Origin of the sequence: Parazoarcus communis, from assembly GCF_003111645.1 — a bacterium.
In the GTDB taxonomy this organism is placed as follows: domain Bacteria; phylum Pseudomonadota; class Gammaproteobacteria; order Burkholderiales; family Rhodocyclaceae; genus Parazoarcus; species Parazoarcus communis_A.
In genome coordinates this window covers 1650554-1669658 of record NZ_CP022187.1, presented here as the reverse complement: position 1 = coordinate 1669658, position 19105 = coordinate 1650554, and the positions used below count along the sequence as shown (strand labels likewise).

The 19105-nt window shown below is 63.4% G+C and carries 23 protein-coding genes; 8 read left to right on the top strand and 15 right to left on the bottom strand.

The genetic code is table 11. From position 1 onward, the window contains the following. The first annotated feature begins 333 nt into the window (after positions 1-333). A complete protein-coding gene (locus tag CEW83_RS07630) occupies positions 334-1074 on the top strand; it encodes a hypothetical protein (RefSeq protein WP_159099411.1) in 741 nt (246 codons plus the stop codon). A gap of 131 nt (positions 1075-1205) precedes the next feature. Here CEW83_RS07630 and CEW83_RS07625 read toward each other — a convergent pair whose 3' ends face one another. From CEW83_RS07625 to CEW83_RS07595, 7 genes are all read right to left on the bottom strand, one after another. After that, the gene (locus CEW83_RS07625; protein WP_108948809.1) at positions 1206-1565 is read right to left on the bottom strand and encodes a GIY-YIG nuclease family protein; all 360 of its coding nucleotides are present in this window, start codon (positions 1563-1565) and stop codon (positions 1206-1208) included. 3 nt (positions 1566-1568) lie between these two features. Then, positions 1569-2003 (bottom strand): HD domain-containing protein, encoded by a 435-nt coding sequence (locus CEW83_RS07620; protein ID WP_199915234.1) that lies wholly within the window; start codon positions 2001-2003, stop codon positions 1569-1571. A 130-nt stretch (positions 2004-2133) separates the two neighbouring features. Beyond that, positions 2134-2400: a hypothetical protein gene (locus tag CEW83_RS07615; RefSeq protein ID WP_108948808.1), complete on the bottom strand. Its 267-nt coding sequence runs from the start codon at positions 2398-2400 to the stop codon at positions 2134-2136. A 352-nt stretch (positions 2401-2752) separates the two neighbouring features. Then, the gene (locus tag CEW83_RS07610; RefSeq protein WP_108951263.1) at positions 2753-3463 is read right to left on the bottom strand and encodes an ABC transporter ATP-binding protein; all 711 of its coding nucleotides are present in this window, start codon (positions 3461-3463) and stop codon (positions 2753-2755) included. A 1-nt stretch (position 3464) separates the two neighbouring features. Beyond that, positions 3465-4670, bottom strand: a complete 1206-nt coding sequence (locus CEW83_RS07605; RefSeq protein ID WP_108948807.1) for an ABC transporter permease — start codon at positions 4668-4670, stop codon at positions 3465-3467. After that, positions 4667-5818: an efflux RND transporter periplasmic adaptor subunit gene (locus CEW83_RS07600; protein ID WP_108948806.1), complete on the bottom strand. Its 1152-nt coding sequence runs from the start codon at positions 5816-5818 to the stop codon at positions 4667-4669. Before CEW83_RS07600 ends, CEW83_RS07605 begins: the two co-directional genes overlap by 4 nt. Then, the gene (locus CEW83_RS07595; RefSeq protein WP_108948805.1) at positions 5815-6423 is read right to left on the bottom strand and encodes a TetR/AcrR family transcriptional regulator; all 609 of its coding nucleotides are present in this window, start codon (positions 6421-6423) and stop codon (positions 5815-5817) included. The genes CEW83_RS07600 and CEW83_RS07595 overlap by 4 nt, the downstream gene beginning before the upstream one ends. A gap of 320 nt (positions 6424-6743) precedes the next feature. Here CEW83_RS07595 and CEW83_RS07590 point away from each other — a divergent pair, with 320 nt between their 5' ends. After that, on the top strand, positions 6744-7202 hold the full coding sequence (locus CEW83_RS07590) for a DUF1499 domain-containing protein (RefSeq protein ID WP_108948804.1): 459 nt from the start codon (positions 6744-6746) through the stop codon (positions 7200-7202). Between the two features lie 24 nt (positions 7203-7226). Here the strand turns inward: CEW83_RS07590 and CEW83_RS07585 are convergent, their stop codons facing one another. The 6 genes from CEW83_RS07585 to CEW83_RS07560 form a co-directional block, all read right to left on the bottom strand. Next, the gene (locus CEW83_RS07585; RefSeq protein WP_108948803.1) at positions 7227-8309 is read right to left on the bottom strand and encodes a hypothetical protein; all 1083 of its coding nucleotides are present in this window, start codon (positions 8307-8309) and stop codon (positions 7227-7229) included. Beyond that, positions 8293-8745 (bottom strand): hypothetical protein, encoded by a 453-nt coding sequence (locus CEW83_RS07580; protein ID WP_159099410.1) that lies wholly within the window; start codon positions 8743-8745, stop codon positions 8293-8295. The genes CEW83_RS07585 and CEW83_RS07580 overlap by 17 nt, the downstream gene beginning before the upstream one ends. Positions 8746-8802: 57 nt before the next feature. Then, positions 8803-9012 (bottom strand): dodecin, encoded by a 210-nt coding sequence (locus tag CEW83_RS07575; RefSeq protein ID WP_108948801.1) that lies wholly within the window; start codon positions 9010-9012, stop codon positions 8803-8805. A gap of 85 nt (positions 9013-9097) precedes the next feature. Further along, a complete protein-coding gene (locus CEW83_RS07570) occupies positions 9098-9466 on the bottom strand; it encodes a YajD family HNH nuclease (RefSeq protein ID WP_108948800.1) in 369 nt (122 codons plus the stop codon). Between the two features lie 63 nt (positions 9467-9529). Further along, positions 9530-10129, bottom strand: coding sequence for a YceI family protein (locus CEW83_RS07565; RefSeq protein WP_108948799.1), 600 nt, complete (start codon positions 10127-10129; stop codon positions 9530-9532). Between the two features lie 14 nt (positions 10130-10143). Further along, positions 10144-10890 carry a CDP-alcohol phosphatidyltransferase family protein gene (locus tag CEW83_RS07560; protein WP_108948798.1) on the bottom strand — a complete coding sequence of 249 codons (747 nt, stop codon included), beginning with the start codon at positions 10888-10890 and terminating at the stop codon, positions 10144-10146. Positions 10891-11095: 205 nt separating this feature from the next. Here CEW83_RS07560 and CEW83_RS07555 point away from each other — a divergent pair, with 205 nt between their 5' ends. The 5 genes from CEW83_RS07555 to CEW83_RS07535 all read left to right on the top strand — a co-directional run bounded on the left by CEW83_RS07555 (position 11096) and on the right by CEW83_RS07535 (position 15572). Next, positions 11096-12091: a zinc-dependent alcohol dehydrogenase gene (locus tag CEW83_RS07555; protein WP_108948797.1), complete on the top strand. Its 996-nt coding sequence runs from the start codon at positions 11096-11098 to the stop codon at positions 12089-12091. Positions 12092-12158: 67 nt separating this feature from the next. Continuing rightward, positions 12159-12557, top strand: a complete 399-nt coding sequence (locus CEW83_RS07550) for a 6-pyruvoyl trahydropterin synthase family protein (RefSeq protein WP_108948796.1) — start codon at positions 12159-12161, stop codon at positions 12555-12557. Continuing rightward, entirely contained in the window at positions 12554-13609 is a 1056-nt protein-coding gene (locus CEW83_RS07545; RefSeq protein ID WP_108948795.1) for a glycosyltransferase family 4 protein, read from the top strand. Before CEW83_RS07550 ends, CEW83_RS07545 begins: the two co-directional genes overlap by 4 nt. Before the next feature lie 17 nt (positions 13610-13626). Next, positions 13627-14607 (top strand): methyltransferase domain-containing protein, encoded by a 981-nt coding sequence (locus CEW83_RS07540; protein WP_108951262.1) that lies wholly within the window; start codon positions 13627-13629, stop codon positions 14605-14607. Next, complete coding sequence (locus CEW83_RS07535; protein WP_108948794.1) at positions 14604-15572, top strand: lysylphosphatidylglycerol synthase transmembrane domain-containing protein; 969 nt, start codon at positions 14604-14606, stop codon at positions 15570-15572. The genes CEW83_RS07540 and CEW83_RS07535 overlap by 4 nt, the downstream gene beginning before the upstream one ends. A gap of 7 nt (positions 15573-15579) precedes the next feature. Here the strand turns inward: CEW83_RS07535 and CEW83_RS07530 are convergent, their stop codons facing one another. After that, complete coding sequence (locus tag CEW83_RS07530; RefSeq protein ID WP_108948793.1) at positions 15580-16428, bottom strand: RibD family protein; 849 nt, start codon at positions 16426-16428, stop codon at positions 15580-15582. A gap of 109 nt (positions 16429-16537) precedes the next feature. Next, positions 16538-17347 (bottom strand): creatininase family protein, encoded by an 810-nt coding sequence (locus CEW83_RS07525; protein WP_108951261.1) that lies wholly within the window; start codon positions 17345-17347, stop codon positions 16538-16540. Between the two features lie 80 nt (positions 17348-17427). Between CEW83_RS07525 and CEW83_RS07520 the strand changes: the two genes are divergently transcribed. Further along, complete coding sequence (locus CEW83_RS07520) at positions 17428-19104, top strand: sulfatase-like hydrolase/transferase (protein WP_159099409.1); 1677 nt, start codon at positions 17428-17430, stop codon at positions 19102-19104. The last annotated feature ends 1 nt before the right edge of the window (position 19105 follow it).

Genomic DNA, 19105 nt, shown 5'->3' with positions numbered 1-19105 from the left:
TGGGGCCTGCTGAGCCCGACGTTTCAAGGTCGTCTGGCCACGTTATGCTTTATTCCCGGCCACTTAATGCTTAACGGCAGAAAAGCCGGGAAAGCAACTGAAAAAAGTGCTTCCCGGTTTTTTTTGGCTGTATTGTTCCGAGTCGAGCTATTGCAGGCCGACGGTGATTGACGGTAACTGGGGTGGTATTGAAGGAGTTGCCGTCATGGCCCTAACTGATACCGTAATAAAGGCTGCGAAGCCTTGGATCAGGTCAAAGAGGTACGTTTAAAAGTCTTGAAGGGCTGAGGAAAACATTGTGAATAACGCATGTCGTACATTGGGGGTTAACTCATGAGTTCCAATTCTTACCTTAACGGCGCAGCTGCACAGGAACATCTTTCGAACATGATGGCGGCGGATCAGATGGAAATGATCAGTCACCGGATTAAAGCCATGGTTCAACGCCACAATGAAGAGGTGGCGACACTGAAGGCAAAAATCAAGGAGCGGGATGACTTGATTGCGCATTTACATAAAGTCATCAAAAATCGTGACGATATCATCGCACACCGTGATGGTGTAATTAAATCAAAAGACAATAAAATTAAAAGTAATGAATATACAATAGAGGACTTTAGAACGTCCATTATTGGAGATCAAGAAATGTCGGTCAGAATGACGGACGAAATTCATGCTTTTAACGCCAGAATTCGTGACCGCGTGACCGACTTGAGTCGTCAGATGGATCTTGATCCGGTTTCGAGTGAGCTTGCAGATCTGGTTGCCCGTCACCTTATGAATCAGGCAGATATTCATGTTAATCTGTCAACAGCAAATGAAGGTAAAAATCTGTTTTCCGGATTGTTTTCCAAGTATGTCAGAGAAGATACACAGAATTTTACGGTCGAAATTACTGAAGAGGACTACAAACGCTGTGCCGACCGGGCGATGGAAGAAGCCATCAAGCGCGTCAAGACTAATCGCGCAGCGATGATTCAGGAAAAAACACAAGAATTGCAGGAATCCAAGGAAGCAATGAAAGCCAGACTGAAGGCCGAACAGCGGGAACGGATGGCTAAAAAGTCGGATTAAGATAACAGGATCTTGAATGGATCCCAAGGACGCTTCGGCGTCCTTGGTTATATAGGACGCTTCGGCGTCCTTTGTCATCTTGGACGCTTCGGCGTCCTTTGTCATCTTGGACGCTTCGGCGTCCTTTGTTTTTAGGATTCTTCGTAAAACAACCCGCGAATTATTTCGTTTGCCACGGTGATTTCATGATCGCAAAGTTCAATCAGGCGATCAAGCTCAATGCCTTTAAAGAATTCCTTTTTCCATGCGTAAGCCTTGAGCACCTTGTGAAGATTCCATTCAATGCTACGGGCTTCGAGTGCAGGCCATGCGCGGACAAGCTCGTGATGCCCCGGCAAACCCGCTGTAGATAGAGAGCGTATTCGTTTCTCTGGGGTGTCATGTTTTGTCATGCCGACTTTGTAAACATCTGAGAGGCTCTCTACCCCTTGTATTCTGGAGATATAGACCCACCCCTCTCGACCGCCGATCCAGTCTTTCAGCAGGACCAAGCCTTAGTTTGCAGTCGTGCTGAGCAGCAGGGCGCGGACGCTTTCATACTCCTTCAGTCTCGCAAAGTCCTTTTCCGTGGGGTTCTCGATCCGGCTCAGATTCATGTTCTCTGCGTTGTCGGCGAGCTTGACTGTGCGTGCGACAGAATCAACGGCGGCCCTCGACGCCGCCTCCAGACGGGTCTCTCCGGGTAGTTTGGTCAGTGCCGCAACGGCGGTCAGAATGGCTTGTGAAAAGCCTTCCTGCGCGAGTGCTTCAAGGGTGACGTGCGTGTCTTCGACAACGTCATGAAGCACTGCAGCGATCCGCTCTTCGTCGGTGCGAACCCTGAGCATGACCCGCAAGGGGTGGAGGATGTAAGGCTGTCCTGCCTTATCGACCTGTCCAGCGTGAGCTTCAGCAGCAAGGGCGATTGCGCGTTCAAGTGTTGCCATCATTTTCGGGTCTCTTGTGACTAGATATTATTCAATATAAATAAGCCTGTTAGCGGTCAGGTGTCGGCACGACTTGTGCAAGATCGTGATTTCATGACGTTCGATCACGCAGGTTCTGCAGCGCATGGTTTGGCTATGGTCCCATTGGCCGGTGCGAATCGGCAGACTCCATTGTGATTTCCCGATTGCAGCGTTCAAGATCACCGTCGGCAAAGGCGTCGTCGAAGAATGAGTCAATCATGACTGCCCGGAACGCCTCAAAGCTGAGGCTTGCAGCAGGAGTGTCTGCTATCGCATCTGAGATCCTGTCGTATTCGTCCTCCATGTCCTCGCAAGCATTGCATCCGGTATGCGCGGGATCGTGCCGGTAGAGAATTTCGCTGATGCGTCTGGCGTTCATGTGGTTTCCGGGGCGGTGTCGTCAGATCCTGATGAATGGCGAATACATGGCCATTAACGAGGCTCACTGGTTGGTGTCAGGGCAGGGCGGGTGGTATCCCGGTAGAAGTAGATCGAATCCTCCATGGGGACGATGTGGGTTCTGTAGTTGCTCTCCTGAAGGCAGAAGGCCACCTGCTAGCTGTCGGATGCAACCCAGATGTAATGCCAGCCATCAACATGGAAATCGACCACCTTGGTCATCATTTCCCCTTACGAACATCGAAGGTATGTCGAAAACGTATGATGTGAGGGTGGTTCGACGGGCGTCGCGGGAAGCCGTTACGAGTGTCTGACGGAACGCAGTCCTTCTCTCATTCGAATCCCCGCCCTTCACCGGCTTCCTCGTGCGTGACGCCGTCCCGGATGTGGTAGATGCGCTTGAATGTGGGGATGATCTTTTCGTCATGGGTGACGACGATGATGGCTGTCTCGAACTTCCGGGCCATGTCGTTGAGGATGCGGATTACTGCCATTGCGCGCTCGGAGTCCAGCGGAGCGGTGGGTTCATCGGCCAGGATTACCGGGGGGCGGTTGACCAGGCCGCGCGCGATCGCAACCCGCTGTTGCTCGCCTCCGGAGAGTTGCGAGGGCATGGCGTGCGCCCGGTGTTGTACATCGAGCGCCGTCAGCAGTTCCAGGGCTTTCTCGCGCGACGCGCCGTTATTGACGCCGGCGAGCATCGGCAGCAGTGCGACGTTGTCCGTGACGTCAAGAAACGGAATCAGATAGGGCGCCTGGAATACGAAACCGATCCTGTCGCGGCGCAAGGCGCGCAGATCGCGGACTTTCCAGCGCTCGTCGTAGATCACTTCATCGCCCAGCGTCATGCGACCGGCGGTCGGGTCGATCACCGCGCCGAGGCATTTGAGCAGGGTGCTCTTGCCGGAGCCCGAGGGACCGATCAGCCCCACCACCTCACCCGGCGCCACCAGCATGTCCACACCCTTGAGGGCGTCGACTGCGGTGTCGCCTTGGCCATATCGCTTTCTCAAACCTTCGATGCGGATGCCTTTGCCGCTCATCTCATCCTCCAATGGCCTCGGCCGGATCGACCTTGAGCGCCGTGCGAATGGCGACGATGCTGGCCAGTACGCAGATTGCAAGTACGGCGAAGAAGCCTGCGATGGAGTCGAGCGGCATCAGCAGAACGTACTTGGGAAACAGGGGCGCAGAGAACGTGGCTGCGATCTTGCCGACCACGAAGCCAATCACGCCCAAGGCGAGCGCCTGCTGCATGATCATTGCGGCGATCGTTCTGTTGCGTGTGCCGATGAGTTTCAACACCGCGATCTCGCGGATCTTGTCCATCGTCAGCGAGTAGATGATGAAGGCCACGATTGCAGCGCTGACAATGGCCAGAATCACCAGGAACATGCCAATCTGCTTGGCCGAGGTCGCGATCAGCTTGCCGACGAGAATGCTTTCCATCTGCGCCCGGGTGTAGACCGTCAGACGCTTCCAGCGCCGGATGGATTCGGCGACCTCGTCCGGCGCGTGGCCTGGCTTCAGCGTGACGAGCACCGCGTTGACGAATGCATTGGTGCTCTGTGACGCGATGACCGCATCCAGCAGACCCGGAACGCCGGGCTGGTTGAAGGCCGGATTGGCTTCGGTGCGACGCCGGCTCCGCCAGATGGCGTCGTTGTCCTTGAGGAACTGGGCCTCCTGCGCATCCTTGAGCGGAATGAATACCATGGGGTCGCCGGCGGACGACACCATCCGCCGTGTCAGCCCCACGACGGTGTACTGGTTGCGGCGGATCTTCAGTACGTCGTTGAGCTGGAAGCCGGTGGCGATGTCGGCTACTGCTTCGTAGTGACCCCGCGTGATCTTGCGCCCGGCGACGAGATAGGGCGGCCAGCCCGGCGTGCCCCCCACTGCGCCGGGTGCAATGCCGACCACCATGGTACGGACATCGCGCTCACCCTTTCTTGCCTGCATGGTCAGGTAGGTCACGTTTGCGGCGCGGGCCACTCCCGGCATGGCAAGCAGGGTGCGATACACGTCGTCGTTGAGGCTGGACGACTCTGCATAGGGCCCGAGCGTGTCCTTCTGCACCACCCAGAGGTCTGCGCCGCTGTTGTCGAGCAGCGCTCTGCCGTCATCGACCATTCCGCGGTACACCCCGGCCATGACGAGAGTCACACCGATCAGCAGACCCAGGCCGATGCCGGTGAAGACGAACTTTCCCCAGGCGTGGAGAATGTCGCGGCCGGCAAGGCTGATCATTTTGAGACTCCCGGGATGCGGTCGACGACATGGAAGCGGCTGCTCTCCGTCAGCGCCTTTTCGCTATAGGTCACCACCTGGTCCCCATCCTTGAGTCCTTCACGTACCTGCACGTAGCCATCAAGGTCTGCGGCGCCGAGTTTTACCGGGGTGAAATGCAGATCGCCATCCGCGATTGTCCACACCCCCACGCTGTCGCCGTTACGGTGAATCGCCGCGTTCGAGACCACCGGGGCCGCGGCGAGCGTCGGCAGCTCGACGGTGACTTCGGCCAGCTCACCCAGGGGCGGCAGTGGCTGGGGGATGCTGTTGAAAATCACTTTCGCGAGTATCTCCTCGGTCACGGCGTCGGCCCTGGGTTCCACCCGCAGCACATGCCCTTCCAGCATCGTGCCGCTGTGCGAACGCAGGACGATACGGGCGGGCAGTCCTCCAGCCAGTCCGGATGCACTCACCTGGTCGAAACGTACGCTGACCCAGAAGCTCGTGGGATCGATCACTTCTACGACGGACTGGCCGGCAACGATGGTCGTCCCGGGGTCGGCGTCACGCGCGGCGACGATGCCATCGACGGGCGCGATCAGGCGCAGGTTGCTCCTTTGTGCGACGAGTCCTTCGCGGTTGGCGCGGGCACGTCCGAGCTCTTCCCGGGCTGCTGATAGTGCAGCCTCGGCGATCTGCAGTTCCTGTCGCTTGGTGCTTGCGAGTTCCTCGCTGGCAGAGCGCAAGGTGCGCAACCGCTCATAGCGGCGAGCCTGGGTTTCCGCGTATGCCTGCCGTGCTTGTGCCTCGCGCACAACCGCCTGCGCACTTTTCAACGCCGACTCCTGAGAGCGAACCCGGTCGTCGAGATCGACCGGATCCATTTCGCCGAGCAGTTGCCCGGCCTTGACCTGATCGCCCACATGCACGTCGAGGCGCTTGATGCGTCCTGCAAACGTCGGTCCGATCCTGTACGTGTAACGTGTCTCAACCGTGCCGATACCGAAAAGCGCTGGGGTGACCGCCCGCGACTCCACGCTTACAAGCGTTACTGCAACCGGCGCGAGTGGGCCCGAACGCAGGCCGACATAGATGAACAGCGCCAGCAGCGGAGGGATGACGGCAAGCAGCGCGAGGGTGCGGCCTTGCAAGGGAAACTGTTTCATTGCGCACTCCTGATGCCGCGGCAGTAAATCGCGAAGACCAGCGGTGCATCGCGGCGCATGCGTCCCACATCGCCTGCCAGCATTGATTGCATGACGAGCCCCTGGACCGTGCCGATGAACAGCGTCGCCGCAGCAGCGTTATCAAGCGAGGCGGGAATCTCGCCTCGCGCCTTGCCGGTGTCGATGAGACGATGCAGGCGTTCGCCATAGCGCTCGATCAGGGTCTGCACCATGCGCTTGGCCGGTGTCGATTCGGCGCGCTGAAGTTCGCCAAACATCATTCTGGGTACGCCAGGGTGCTCGATCACGAAATCGACATGCGACATGAACATCGCTTCCATGGCTGCCAGGGGGGAATCGACTCCCTGCGCAGCCCGGTCGATTCTGGCCAGCAGGCGCTCTGCGACCCACTCCATGACCGCCTGCCAGATGGCCTCCTTGTTCGGGAAGTGCCTGAACAGAGCGCCCTGCGTCAGGTTCATGTGTTTGGCGATCGCCGCAGTGGTGATTTCGCTTGGGTTCTGCGAACCGGCAAGTGCGACGACGGACTCGACCGTGACGGCACGACGCTCGTCGGCAGGGAGGTGCTTCGGCGGAGTATCCACGACAGCCTCTTGGGAAAAGTAAGTAAGCAATTACTATCTTAGTGCGAGAGGCAGTTTATGCAAGGAAGAATGCGTCCGCCGGCGCGCCCGTCAATACCCGGTATCGGCAAGGGGCTGTTCGAACAACGCCACGAATTGCAGGGAAGGCCATCGCTCCGGGAGCGTGACTGAAGGCATCAGATGAACTCATCGGGGGTGACGCGGCGGCGGGGAAAGACGCCGCCGCGTAGAATGACGCCGAATGCAGGGCGTGCCGCAAGGCTTGAAACAGTGCGCGCTTGTTCCGTTTTTCCGTCGGGCCATTCAGATCTGGAGAGCACATGAAGATATCGCGCCGGGCTGCAAGGATCGCAGTTGCGCTGCTCGTGAGTGGATGTTCCGGCAGCGTGGTTCTCGCCAGCGATGCTCCTGCGGCCGTTGGTCTCGAGCCGTGTCCGCCATCGCCGAACTGCGTGTCGTCGCAGGCAGCAGACGAAGGCCGTCGGGTGGCGCCGCTGCGTTACACGGGCGACGTGGCCGATGCGCGCAAGCGCCTGCTTGCGGTGCTTCGTGGCATGGACGGCGCGCAGGTCAAACAGGACGCGGGCAATGAGATTCACGCCGAATTTCGCTCGGCAGTGTTCGGATTCGTCGATGACGTGGTCTTCCGCTTCGGCCCGGCAGGCGAGATCCAGTTGCGGTCGGCATCGCGTACCGGGTACTACGATTTTGGTGCGAACCGGCGCCGGGTCGAAGCCATCAGAAGCGGCTTTGACAACCGGACCGAGGCGCCGCGCTGAACCCTTGTCAGCGGGCTGCCCGCATCACGTCGGGTGGCTTGGCATTTCGTCTGCGCGTTCGTCCAGCCATTCCAGTGTCTGCGTGGTGAGGGTGGAGATCCGGATCAGCGGGTCTGCGGCGTCCCATCCCTGGTCCTTGAGCGGGCCGTTCATCTGGAAGCCGTCGTCGTTGAAGATGGTCAGCGGCGGCATGAGGTCTGCCAGAGCGACGCGCCGTTCGCCCCCCGAACTGCGGCCCGGGTGCATGACCCGTTGCAGATAGGCTTCGGGGTCGGTTTCCTGCTCCAGCACATCGAAGTAATCGCCGAGCAGTGCATGAACGGCATGATCGCGCACCGCGGGGATGCTTACCCGCATCGAACGTGCGAGTCCGGCCGGGGCCGCCCCGAAGACATCGCAGATCTCGCACGCACTCATTATCTCCAGCGGGCTCACGTCGGTGTCGCCGAGTGAGAGCAGGGCCTGGGTAAAGGACTTTCCCGGGTCGGGCGTGTGCAGCGCGATCCAGCACAGCTTGGGCACGACGTTGAAAGTGAAGCTGAAGCCGAAGCCGGCCAGCAGGCGGCCGATGGCTTCTGCATAGTCGGATTCAACTCCGTGCGCGATCTGTACGGTTTTTGCCAGGCCGAGCTCCGAGTATCGGGAAAAGGCGCCGCGAAAGCCTTCGATCACGGCCTGGGTTTCGAGGACCTGAAGCGTCGAGAATCCCGGCCCGGACGCGGCAAAACGGCTTCGGGTTGCGCGGTAGTCCGTGAGCAGACCGGCCAGCCAGTCCTTTTCGGGCGTCCCGGCCTTCAGGTGCTGCTGGGTTCGGGCGCACAGGTTGGCATACTCGATCGCGATGTCGAGCACGAAACGGGTCGACAGCAACTGCACCATATGGACGGCTTCGTGCGACACGCCGTAAACACAGCGGATGAAGCGGTCATCGACCTCCGCCTCGAATCCACTGACCGTTTTCGCATAGGCGTAGCTTTCATTGATGACGACGACCCCGCAGGTCAGTACCAGCAGTGCTTCCCCGCTTTCCGGCAGGCGTGAAATCAGTTCGCGGCTGGAGCCGCGCAGCCGTGCGACCGCCTCACTGCGCTCATCGGGGCGCGGCATCTGGCTTGGCCTGGATACGGCTTGGTGTTCCGGTCGATTTCAGGCAGTCGCGCAGCAGGCTCTCGGGCACGATGCCTGCATTCTCGATGCGCAATTCCCGGGTGCCGTCAGGACCTTCGATGGTGCAGGTGATTGCGCTTTGCACAACGGGCCTGTCGCCTGTCGCAATCGCGAGCTGGGCGCTGGCGACGGCCAGCGAAAGGGCCGACAGCACGATGCCAAGAAGCTTGATCGTGCCATCGGCACCGTCGCTGCCAGCAGCGCCCTTCACCTTGATCGCGCTGCTGCGGCGTGCGCCCAGCGTGCCCGCGCTGCGGACGGGGGCGAGGGCGAGCGCCTTGGCGTCGGGCTCGGCCAGCAGGGTGGTGCGAAAGGCCTGCTCCCACTGCGGGAGCGCCAGCCCTGCAACAGAGATCGAGAGATTGAGTTCGCTCATCGCCATCGCCATCCCCATACGTGGAACATCACTGCTGCTCGGCAAACGCTGCGGCGCTCAATCCTCCAGGCGGAAGCCCACTTTCACCTTCACCTGGAAGTGGGCGATCTGGCCGTCAGAAATGTGGCCTCGAATCTCGGTGGCCTCGAACCAGTCCATGTGACGAACGCTCTGCCCCGCCTTGGCGATGGCGTTGCGGATGGCTTCGTCGCTGCTGACTGGCGATGAACCGACAAGCTCGACGATTTTGTATACGTGATCCGACATGGTGGTCTCCTCCGCTGCGTATGGTGTTGTACCTGCAGTATAGAAGACCGTTTCTGCGCCGGTCGGGCACCTGGGCGCAGCGGGGTCAGCCCTTCTTGCCCGCCATCCGGGCCTTCAGGTCCGCAAACGGTGAATGCGTGGCCACGGTTCCGTTGTCGGTCATGGTGCTGCCGCCGGCCTGGGCTTCAAGCTGGCGCTGGTGTTCGTTGTCGTGGCAGTAGATGCACAACAGCTCCCAGTTGCTGCCATCGGGCGGGTTGTTGTCGTGGTTGTGGTCGCGGTGATGGACGGTGAGTTCGCGCAGGTTGGCGTGGGTGAAGGTGCGTGCGCACCGACCGCAGATCCACGGGTAGATCTTCAGCGCGCGCTCACGGTAGCCGTCGCTGCGGGCATCGGCGTTGCGGCGGGCATCGGCGACGATCTGGTCGAGTTTGCTGTGATCGATTTTCTTCATGGCTCTGATCCGGTTGGCGTCGTGCATGGTAGCGCAAGCCGGTTCAGACCGCTCCTGCCTGGTTTACTGGCGCACGGCCTCCAGTTCGAAGCGCATCTCGACCTGGTCCGACACCATGTCATCCTTCACCGCGTAGGTCATGCCCCATTCGCTTCTGAGCAGTGTGGTTCGGGCCGAGATGCCGAGCGTGTGCTTGCGATGCCCGAAGGGATAGCTGGCAGCCTTGTTCAGGGTCACGTCGAGGACCACTGGCCGCGTTTCGCCGCGCAGCGTCAACATGCCTTCGAGCTTGCCGGTACTGTTCTCGCCCGGCGTGAATTTGCTGGCTTCGAAGACAATCTCGGGATAGCGCTTGGCCTGCAGAAAATCGCGGTCGCGCAGGTGACCGTCGCGCTTCTTGTGATTGGTGAAGACGCTGTCGGCGGCAACCACGACGCGGCCCGAACTGAGCTGGCGGGTGTCCTCGTCGTACACGAACTGCCCGCCGGCCTCGAGAAAGAGGCCGATCACGCTGGCGTAGCCGACATGTTGCACCTGGAAGCCGATCGAGAAATGCTCCGGATCGATCTCGTAGGTTTGCGGTGCGGCCAGTGCAGCGGGCATGCCGGCTGCGGACAGCAGCAGTGCGAACAGAAGCTTGGAGGAGAAACGCAGGGTATTCATGACCGGACTCCTTTTCAGGACTGGGGACTTGCACCCGACCTGCGGGCGTGCTGAAAAAGCCAGCCGATGTCGAGTGCAAACGATATGCTCAGTGTAGTCAGTGAAACGAGCAGTATTGCAGTGGCGGCGGTCGCGGAAACTGCAGGCAGCAGGCACACGAGCAGGCTGCCCACCTGCCACACGCACACCACCTTGCGCCGGAAGCTGTCAGGCAAAGCCGCGCCGAGCCAGGGCAAGGGGTGCATGGCGAGCACGAAGACATAGCGCATTGCGCCGATTGCCAGCACCCACGCACCGGCCTTGTCGAGTTGCCACACTGCGAAAGACAGCGCGAGGATGAAAAAGGCGTCGAGCTCCATGTCGAAGCGGGCGCCGAATGCACTTGTGCTGTTGCTGCGCCGCGCAACCCAGCCATCGAGCCCGTCGAGCGCGAGCGCCGCGGTGCTGAGGATCGCAAGCGGGAGCGCATTCGCCGCCAGTGCGTCGGGAAACCACGCCGCTCCGGCGATGATGGAAACCAGACAGGCGCGCAGCAGTGTGACCCGGTTCGCTGCACCCAGCGACTCGCGCAGGCGTGGCCAAGCGCGCAGGATGAGGCCGGCCATTCCGAGATAGACCAGTACTGCTGCGAACTGCACGCCAGCAGGCAGGCCGAGCACTGCTGCTGCGCCCGCTGCGCAGGCCCAGGTCAGCAGCAGGCCGGCCGCGAGTTCGTAAGCGGCGAGCGGTGCAGATGAAGGCGGGGCGGGACGATTCTGCATTGTATTTCCATTCGGGGGTGATGCCGGGCCATGATGACAGCTGCTTCGGCGCTGCGCACACCGCGCCGTGGCGGGAACCTCGCACCTGCAAGCCCACTCGGATGCTGACAGCGTACAGACGCGCACACGACCTCGATTCGCTTCGGCATACTCTAGGCCCTGTGTCGGTTTAGTCCCTCTTTGTCGAGATGGAGTTCATGGCCTTATGCGTACCCATGGTTTCTGGACTGTTGCGCCGGGTTGTGGCGAGATTCGCGATACCGAGCTGGAGCCGCCGGCAGCAGGGGCGCTGAGGGTTCGTGCCCTCTACAGCGGCATCAGCCGTGGCACCGAGCGTCTGGTGTTCGATGGTGAGGTGCCGGAGAGCGAGTACGCGCGCATGCGGGCGCCGTTCCAGGAGGGTGAGTTTCCTGCGCCGGTCAAGTATGGCTACGCCAGTGTCGGTGTCGTCGAGGCAGCCGGCAGTGATGCGGCGGCCCGGGCCCTGCTCGGCAAGACCGTGTTCTGCCTCTACCCCCATCAGTGTGATTACGTGGTGCCGCTGTCTGCGCTGACCGTGCTGCCCGAGGGCTTGCCGGCGGCGCGCGCAGTGCTTGCCGCCAACATGGAGACGGCGGTCAATGCACTGTGGGACGCGGCGCCTGCGGTGGGCGACCGGATCGCAGTCATCGGTGCCGGCGTGGTCGGCTGTCTGGTGGCCTGGCTGTGCAGCCGGCTGCCCGGCTGCCGGGTGGAACTGATCGATATCGACGCGTCGCGCGCGCAGCTTGCCACCGCGCTCGGGCTCAGGTTCCGGCCGCCGTCAGCGGCGGCGCCGGAATGCGATCTGGTGATTCACGCCAGCGGGCAGGCTGCGGGCTTGCGCGATGCGCTCCGCCTTGCCGGGCAGGAGGCAATGGTGCTGGAGATGAGCTGGTTCGGGCGGCAGGCCGTGTCTCTGCCGCTGGGCGAGGCTTTTCACGTGCGCCGGCTGACGCTGCGTTCGAGCCAGGTAGGCAGCATTCCGCCCGGCAGGCTGCCGCGCTGGGACTACCGGCGCCGGCTCGAACTCGCGCTGTCCTTGCTCACCGACCCGGTGCTTGATGCACTGATCAGCGGCGAGAGCAGCTTCTTCGATCTGCCGACCGTCATGGCAAGCGTGCTCGACCGCGATGCAAACACCTTGTGCCACCGCATTCGCTACCCGTCGCCCGCCGGATGAGCGCTTGATCCGGCCATGGCCCGTGCGCTACCCCTTTTCTTCTTGATGCTTGCAACAGGACCCTTCCATGTACAGCCTGAATGTTCGTGACCACATCATGATTGCCCACAGTTTTCAGGGTGAGATCTTCGGCCCGGCGCAGCGCATGCACGGCGCGACCTATGTGATCGATGCCTGCTTTCAGCGCGAGGAACTCGATGCCGATGGCCTGGTGGTCGACATCGGTCTTGCCAGCACTGTGCTGCATGCCAAGCTGGCCGAGCTGAATTTCCGCAACCTGGACGAGGAGGCCGCGTTCAAGGGGCGCAACACCACGACCGAGTTCATGGCGCGGGTGATCTTCGAGCGCATGGCGGTGGCGATTCGTGATGGCGAACTGGGCGAGGGCGGCCGCGGGCTGACCGGGCTCAAGGTCACGCTGCATGAGTCGCACATTGCCTGGGCGAGCTACGAGGGGCGTTTGTGAGCGATCAGGCCTCGCCACGCTGCAGCTTCATCGTCGCCGGCGACCCGGGTCAGCGTACCGGGGGCTATCGCTATGACGCGTTTATCGTCGATGGCCTGCGTGAGCGTGGCTGGAAGGTCGAGGTCATGGGGCTGGCCGGGCGTTTCCCGGTGCCTGACGAGCTGGCCTGGGAGGCGTTCGACCGTGCGCTGACCGATTTGCCGGACGACTCCCTTGTGGTGATCGATGGGCTGGCCATGGGCGGCTTGCCGGATGTCATCCAGACCCACGCCGGGCGGCTGCGCATCATCGCGCTGGTTCATCATCCCCTTGCCGACGAATCCGACATCGGTTCGGTGCAGCGGATGCTGTTTCTGCGCAGCGAGGCCGAGGCCCTTGCGGCCGTTGCAACGGTCGTTACCACCAGTGCGTTCACCGCACGGCGTTTGCAGGATTTCGGGGTGGCGTCTTCACGCATCAGCGTGGTGGTGCCGGGCGTGCAGGCCGCGCCGGTGGCCGTGGGCGGACATCACCCTTTGCGCATGTTGTGCGTGGCGACGATCACGCCGCGCAAAGGGCACGAGGTGCTGGTCGCGGCCTTGCAGCGTCTGGAGAAACTCGACTGGGAGTGCGTCTGCGTCGGCAGCCTGCTGCGCGACCCGCTCCATGCGCAGCGGATTGCGCGCCAGATTCAAGACGCCGGTCTGGCTGACCGGATGCGCTTGTATGGCGAGATGGCCGACGTCGAGCTCGCAGGGGCTTATGCGGCGGCGGATTGCTTCGTGCTCGCATCGCGTTACGAAGGCTATGGCATGGTGATTACCGAGGCGCTCGCGCGCGGCTTGCCGGTGGTGTGCACGCGTGGCGGTGCGCTGGCCGAGACCCTGCCGCCGGAGGCGGGCTTGCTGGTGGCGGTCGATGATGTCGATGCACTGGCCGATGCGCTGCGGCGCATGATCGAGGAGCCTGCACTGCGCAAGCGTCTGCGTGACGGGGCCCGCAAGGCGCGTGACGGACTCAGGGACTGGGCGGATGCCGCCGCGGAGTTTGCGCGCGTGCTGGATTCGGTGTGAGCATCAGGGTGGCCGGGATGCATTCATCCCTCTCCGGCACCGACGATCGGGCGCCTGCTGCGCCGGTCGGCCCGCATCCGGACGCGGTGTTCAGCGCCGACTGGCTGGCCCTGCGCGCCGGGCCCGATGCAAGGGCACGCAACGCCGGGCTGGGTGCGCGCGCACGGCAGTGGCTGCTCGACCGCGCCCGAAGTCGTGAGTGCGGTGCCGCCCTGCATCTGCTCGACCTTGGTTGCGGCAGCGGTGCCAACACCGCTTTTCTCGCCGGGCGCCTGCCGGGGCCGCAATCCTGGCGTTTGCTCGATCACGACGCAGCCTTGCTCACGGCCGCGGCGGCGCGCACGACGCAACTGCGCGATGCAGACGGGGCTGCGCTGGCAGTGCGCACGCAGTGCTGCGATCTGCGCACCTTGCAGCCTGCACATCTGGCGGGCGCCGATCTGGTCACGGCATCGGCGCTGATCGACCTGGTCGATGCAGGCTGGCTTGAGCAGCTTGCGGTGGCGTGTGCGCAGGCAGGGTGCGCGGTCCTGATCACGCTGAGCGTCGATGGTCGCTGGCGCCTCCTCAGCGGCGAGGATGGCGCGCCGGCGCAGGAAGAAGTGGATGTCGACGATGCCTTCGTGCGTGCGGCGTTCAACGACCACCAGCGTCGGGACAAGGGCGTGGGCGGCGCGCTCGGCCCCGATGCGGCGGCCGCGTTTGCCACGGCCTTGCGCGCGCAGGGTTTCGAGGTGGCCTTGGCCCCCAGCCCGTGGCGGCTGCGTCTCGCCAACCCGGACGAGCTGGCGCTGGCGCTCGCACTGGTCCAGGGATGGTGCGATGCTGCGCAGGTCCAGTGTCCGGCCGAAACGCCACGGATTGCGGCCTGGCACCGGCGCAGGGTCGAACGCCTGCAAGGTGCGTGCGGGGTACTCGAGGTCGGACATGCGGACCTGTTCGCCCAGCCCGGTGCCGAGGCGCGACCTGATGCGTCGTCCCAGACACGCAAGCGATGAGCGCAGCCAGGTCGAACCTCGCGGCCACAGGCCGGCGCCGACGGCTGTTCATCCTGTTGCGGGCCCTCATCAGCATTGCTGCGCTCGGCGCATTGTTATGGTGGCTCGAGCCCGCAGCAATGCTGGACGCGGTTGGCCCGCTGGCGCCGGGATGGGTGCTGGCAGGGCTTGCAATCAGCGTGCCGCAGGTGTTTGTTTCAGCGTGGCGCTGGCGCCTGACCGCGCACCGGCTGGGACTCGATCTGAGCCTTGGGCGGGCGTTTCGCGAGTATTACCTCGCCACCTTTCTCAATCAGGTGCTGCCCGGCGGTGTCGGCGGTGACCTGAGTCGCGCCTGGCGTCATGGGTCTGAGGCCGAGGATGTGCGCGGGGCCTGGCATGCGGTGCTGATCGAGCGGGTCTCCGGGCAGGTGGCGCTGATGGTGGTTGCCCTCGTGGCGCTGCTGTCGTCGCCGGTTCTGCTGCGCAGCGTGACCACGTTCCCGGCTGCGCCGAAACTGCAGCTTGCGGGTGTGATCGCAGCCTTCTGTGCCGCAGTTTTGTGGTTTTCGCGGCGGGCGCTGACGCGCCTGTGGCGTGATCTGCGTCATTCGATGCTGGCCCGAACGGTGTTGCCGCAGCAGTTGCTGGCCTCGTTTGCGGTGGTGGCAAGCTATATCGCCGTCTATCTCTGCAGCGCGCGTGCAATCGGCGTGTCCTTGCCGGCAACAAGCTTGCTGCCGCTGGTGCCGATGGTCCTGCTGGCGATGGCATTGCCGCTGTCGGTGGCCGGCTGGGGGCTGCGCGAGGGCGCGGCGGCCGGCATCTGGCTGTTGGCGGGCCTGGCGCCCGCGCAGGGCGTGGCCATTTCGATCGCATACGGGGCCCTGGTATTCGTCTCCAGTCTGCCCGGTGCCGTACTGCTGATGCTCGGTGGACTTGGGGCCGGACCGCGCAAGGGTGTTGCCAGGCAGGGGCCGCAGTAGCCGGGGCTTAACGTAAGGCGAGGTCGAACAGGGTATCCCTGCCGCAGGCAAAGCTGCGCGAGCGCGGGCGCAGCGCGTCGTCCAGGGTGTCGATCGCTGGCAGGCTGACGCCGGGGCGGCCAGAACCGATCAGCATTGGTGCGACCAGCAGATGCAGACGGTCGAGTGCGCCAGCGTGGAGAAAGCGCGACACGGTGTAGCCGCCGCCTTCGATGAGGACGCGGCGCAAGCCGTGGCGGGCGAGAATGGCAAGAATGGCTGCGGGCTCGATGTCGCCCTCCGCTTCGTCACCGGGGCGGTCGATGGCGATGCGGGTGCTGGGCGATCCGGGGCCGGCATTGCAGTGGCGCGAGCCCACCAGATGCAGCGTGGTGGCAGTGTCGTCATGAAACAGGCGGGCATCGGCGTTGGCGCGATTGCGACGGTCGATGACGACCCTGACCGGATGCGGTCCATCGACATGACGCACCGTGAGTTGCGGATTGTCGGCATTGACCGTGCCGACACCGACCAGCACCGCATCCACGACGGCCCGCAAGCGATGAAGATGGGTGAGGGCTGCGCTGCAGTTGATGTATTGCGAGGCGCCGCTGACGGTGGCGATGCGCCCGTCCAGACTCTGACCGAGCTGACCGACGACATGGCTGCCCGACCCCGAAACCAGCGGCAGAAAGAGGTCGAGCATCTCCCGGGCCTCTGGACTGGGCACGGCGCTGCACTGCCAGCTGCCGTTGTCCGTGACTTCGAGTTCGTATTCGTCCCCGGCGAGCACGGCGCGCGACTGCCCCTGCCAGTCGTGCTGACGGGTGCGGAGAATCAGTTGCCAGGCTTGATCGGCACAGAGCGAAAGCGGCATGGGCGGAACTCGTCAGGGTAGTGGGGCCGAAGCCGGAAGGGTGAGCTGATGCACTGGCAAACCTTGCCGACTCCCGCGCCTGCGAGGGACGAAGGCCAGCCAGCGGCCGTCAATCGGCGCCTGTTGCGAGCTGATCGAGCCTGAAGCGGTGTGCGTCGCAGATCACCTGCGCCAGCGTGTCAGCAAACTGACCCACCAGACGCTCGCCGAGTTCCGCTGTGGCGAGGCGCGCGTTCCCGGCGACCCCCGCCGGATTGAGGTCGCCCGCCATCCACGCGAAACCGGCTTCGCCCTCAGGTCCGAGCGTGTGCCCGGATGTGGCCATGTGTTCGCCGCAGGATGTCCAGTGGTCGATTGCGTCCCGACGCACCTTGTGCGGCGCGATATGCAGCATCATCGCGGTTTCCAGGGCGCCCCCGTGCAGACCGTGGCGCATCTCGCTGGCGGGCAGGGCCTGGGGCGGTGGGGCGAAGCGGAAGTAATTGGCGCGTACGACCAGCATGCGATGCGCGGCGCGCAGTTTGAGCGCGGCGAGATCGACGACTGCCTTGTTCCCGCCGTGGCTGTTGAACAGCACCAGCCGGCGAAATCCGGCACGGGCAACGCTGTCGCCGAGTTCGGTCAGGCTGGCGAGCGCAGTCTCCGGCGACAGGCTCAGGGTGCCGGGGTAGTCGCGGTGCTCCAGACTGAGGCCGACGTTCATCGCTGGCAGCAGGCAGGCGGGCAGGTCGTGCGGCAGGCGCTCGAAGGCGGCAGTGGCCAGCGCCAGGCCGATGTCGAGATCGGTTGATAGTGGCAGGTGGGGGCCGTGCTGCTCGATGGCGGCCAGCGGCAGCACCGCCACGGCGTCCCGCGCGGCCAGCGCACGGATCTCGTCGGGGGTGAGGTCTTGCCATAAATAACGGGGCGCTGGCTGCATGAGGGGATCCATTGGGGCGATTGCAGGTCTTTGATCATGATTGAAACACTGAATTCCGTCCCGAGGGCATGAATCGCGTGATGAACTTGAAAGCGTCGGGTACGAGCGCATTGCTGCGCCTGGTCCTGCCGCTGCTGATCCTGAACGCCGTGCTGACCTTCGGCAACGACTGGCCGGGAATTGGCGTGGTGTTGGAGCCCCGGCTCTCGGTCGAACTGCTCGCCGGCGCCGTGCTGCTGTTGCTGTGGACGCGGTGGCGCGGGGCGGTTTCATTGCATGTGTTGTCGATGCTGGCGGGGCTTGTGCTGTCGCTGGTGCTGCTGCGTTACGTCGAGGTCACCGTGCCCGCGCTCCTCGGTCGTCCGGTCAATCTGTACTGGGACGGGCGTCACGGCTGGCAGGTGCTGCGCATGGCGACGATGGACATGCCCGTGTGGCAGCTCACGGGGTCTGGCCTGCTCGTGCTGGCTGGCGGCGCGCTGCTGTTCGTGCTGTTGCGGCTGCAGATCGTGGCGCTGTCCGAGGGTTTCCGCCGCTGTGCGACCTCGCGTGGGCTGGTGCTGGCCCTGATTGCACCCGTGCTGTTCTGGTTCGCTCAGCCCTGGGTGGGGCGCGACACCCGCAGCCTGTTTGCCGAACCAGTGAGCGTGGCGGTCTATCGAGCCGGCACGCAGTTGCGGGATGCGCTGGCGCCCGGGCGCAGCGCAGCGCTGCTCGGGCCCAGCCCGGTGTTCTCTGGCAATCTGAATGCGCTCGGTGGTGTCGATGTGATTCTCATCTTCTCCGAGGCCTATGGCGCCGTGACGTTTGACGACGCCGAGATCGCGGTCTCGCTGCAGCCCTCGCGGCAGCTGCTGGCGCAGGCGCTGAGCGACAGTGGTCGTGGTGTGGTGTCGGCCCGTGTGCTGTCTCCCACGTTCGGCGGCGCCTCCTGGCTGGCGCATTCGGCCCTGCTCAGTGGCATCGATACCCGCGACCCGGGCAGCTACGAGGTCCTGCTGACGACGGATCGACCGACCCTTGTGAGTCACTTCGCCGGGCACGGTTATCGCACCGTGGCGCTGATGCCCGGCCTGCAGCGGCCGTGGCCGGAAGGCGCTTACTACGGATTCTCGCGCTATGCCGACGCGGATGCGATCGGCTACCCGGGCCCGGCTTTTGGCTACTGGCGGATTCCGGACCAGGCCGCGCTCGCGCTCCTGCATGCGCAGGAGCTGGCGCAGCCGGTGAGCGGGCGCAGTCCGCGCTTCGTGGTGTTTCCCACCGTCAGTTCGCATGCGCCGTTCCGGCCCGTGCCGCCCTATGTGGGCGACTGGGATGCGGTGCAGGGGGTGTCCGCCTACTCGCCGGAGATGCTCGACAAGGCGCTTGCCGAGCCGGTGTCGTGGTCGGACCCGCTGCCCGCCTATCTGCAGTCGATGCGCTACAGTTTCGAGTGGTTGTCGCGCTACATGCGCGAGCGGGCGGCCTCCGGGAGTCTGATCATCGTGATCGGTGACCATCAGCCCATTGCCGCGGTGAGCGGGCGGGGCGCCTCATGGGAGGTGCCGGTGCATGTGTTCAGTGCCGATGCGGCGCTGCTGGCGCGCTTCGGGCGCGCCGGCTTTCGCGCGGGGCTGGGCGAGGATGCGGCCTTGCTTGGCAGCATGCCCGATCTGACCCGGATCCTGCTGAGCGTATTCAATGACAGCAGCGATGAAAGCAGCGATGACCGTGGCGACTACAGCGGTGGCGCGCCGTCCCCGATTCAGCGCTGAC

Excerpts from the sequence above, each read along its gene's own strand:
- CEW83_RS07585 (WP_108948803.1), bottom strand. The coding sequence starts at position 8,309 with ATGCCGCGCCCCGATGAGCGCAGTGAGGCGGTCGCACGGCTGCGCGGC.
- CEW83_RS07555 (WP_108948797.1), top strand. The coding sequence starts at position 11,096 with ATGCGTACCCATGGTTTCTGGACTGTTGCGCCGGGTTGTGGCGAGATT.
- CEW83_RS07535 (WP_108948794.1), top strand. The coding sequence starts at position 14,604 with ATGAGCGCAGCCAGGTCGAACCTCGCGGCCACAGGCCGGCGCCGACGG.
- CEW83_RS07560 (WP_108948798.1), bottom strand. The coding sequence starts at position 10,890 with ATGCAGAATCGTCCCGCCCCGCCTTCATCTGCACCGCTCGCCGCTTAC.
- CEW83_RS07610 (WP_108951263.1), bottom strand. The coding sequence starts at position 3,463 with ATGAGCGGCAAAGGCATCCGCATCGAAGGTTTGAGAAAGCGATATGGC.
- CEW83_RS07630 (WP_159099411.1), top strand. The coding sequence starts at position 334 with ATGAGTTCCAATTCTTACCTTAACGGCGCAGCTGCACAGGAACATCTT.
- CEW83_RS07615 (WP_108948808.1), bottom strand. The coding sequence starts at position 2,400 with ATGAACGCCAGACGCATCAGCGAAATTCTCTACCGGCACGATCCCGCG.
- CEW83_RS07600 (WP_108948806.1), bottom strand. The coding sequence starts at position 5,818 with ATGAAACAGTTTCCCTTGCAAGGCCGCACCCTCGCGCTGCTTGCCGTC.
- CEW83_RS07565 (WP_108948799.1), bottom strand. The coding sequence starts at position 10,129 with ATGAATACCCTGCGTTTCTCCTCCAAGCTTCTGTTCGCACTGCTGCTG.
- CEW83_RS07620 (WP_199915234.1), bottom strand. The coding sequence starts at position 2,003 with ATGATGGCAACACTTGAACGCGCAATCGCCCTTGCTGCTGAAGCTCAC.
- CEW83_RS07520 (WP_159099409.1), top strand. The coding sequence starts at position 17,428 with ATGAACTTGAAAGCGTCGGGTACGAGCGCATTGCTGCGCCTGGTCCTG.
- CEW83_RS07575 (WP_108948801.1), bottom strand. The coding sequence starts at position 9,012 with ATGTCGGATCACGTATACAAAATCGTCGAGCTTGTCGGTTCATCGCCA.
- CEW83_RS07570 (WP_108948800.1), bottom strand. The coding sequence starts at position 9,466 with ATGAAGAAAATCGATCACAGCAAACTCGACCAGATCGTCGCCGATGCC.
- CEW83_RS07605 (WP_108948807.1), bottom strand. The coding sequence starts at position 4,670 with ATGATCAGCCTTGCCGGCCGCGACATTCTCCACGCCTGGGGAAAGTTC.
- CEW83_RS07550 (WP_108948796.1), top strand. The coding sequence starts at position 12,159 with ATGTACAGCCTGAATGTTCGTGACCACATCATGATTGCCCACAGTTTT.
- CEW83_RS07540 (WP_108951262.1), top strand. The coding sequence starts at position 13,627 with ATGCATTCATCCCTCTCCGGCACCGACGATCGGGCGCCTGCTGCGCCG.
- CEW83_RS07525 (WP_108951261.1), bottom strand. The coding sequence starts at position 17,347 with ATGCAGCCAGCGCCCCGTTATTTATGGCAAGACCTCACCCCCGACGAG.
- CEW83_RS07580 (WP_159099410.1), bottom strand. The coding sequence starts at position 8,745 with ATGAGCGAACTCAATCTCTCGATCTCTGTTGCAGGGCTGGCGCTCCCG.
- CEW83_RS07530 (WP_108948793.1), bottom strand. The coding sequence starts at position 16,428 with ATGCCGCTTTCGCTCTGTGCCGATCAAGCCTGGCAACTGATTCTCCGC.
- CEW83_RS07590 (WP_108948804.1), top strand. The coding sequence starts at position 6,744 with ATGAAGATATCGCGCCGGGCTGCAAGGATCGCAGTTGCGCTGCTCGTG.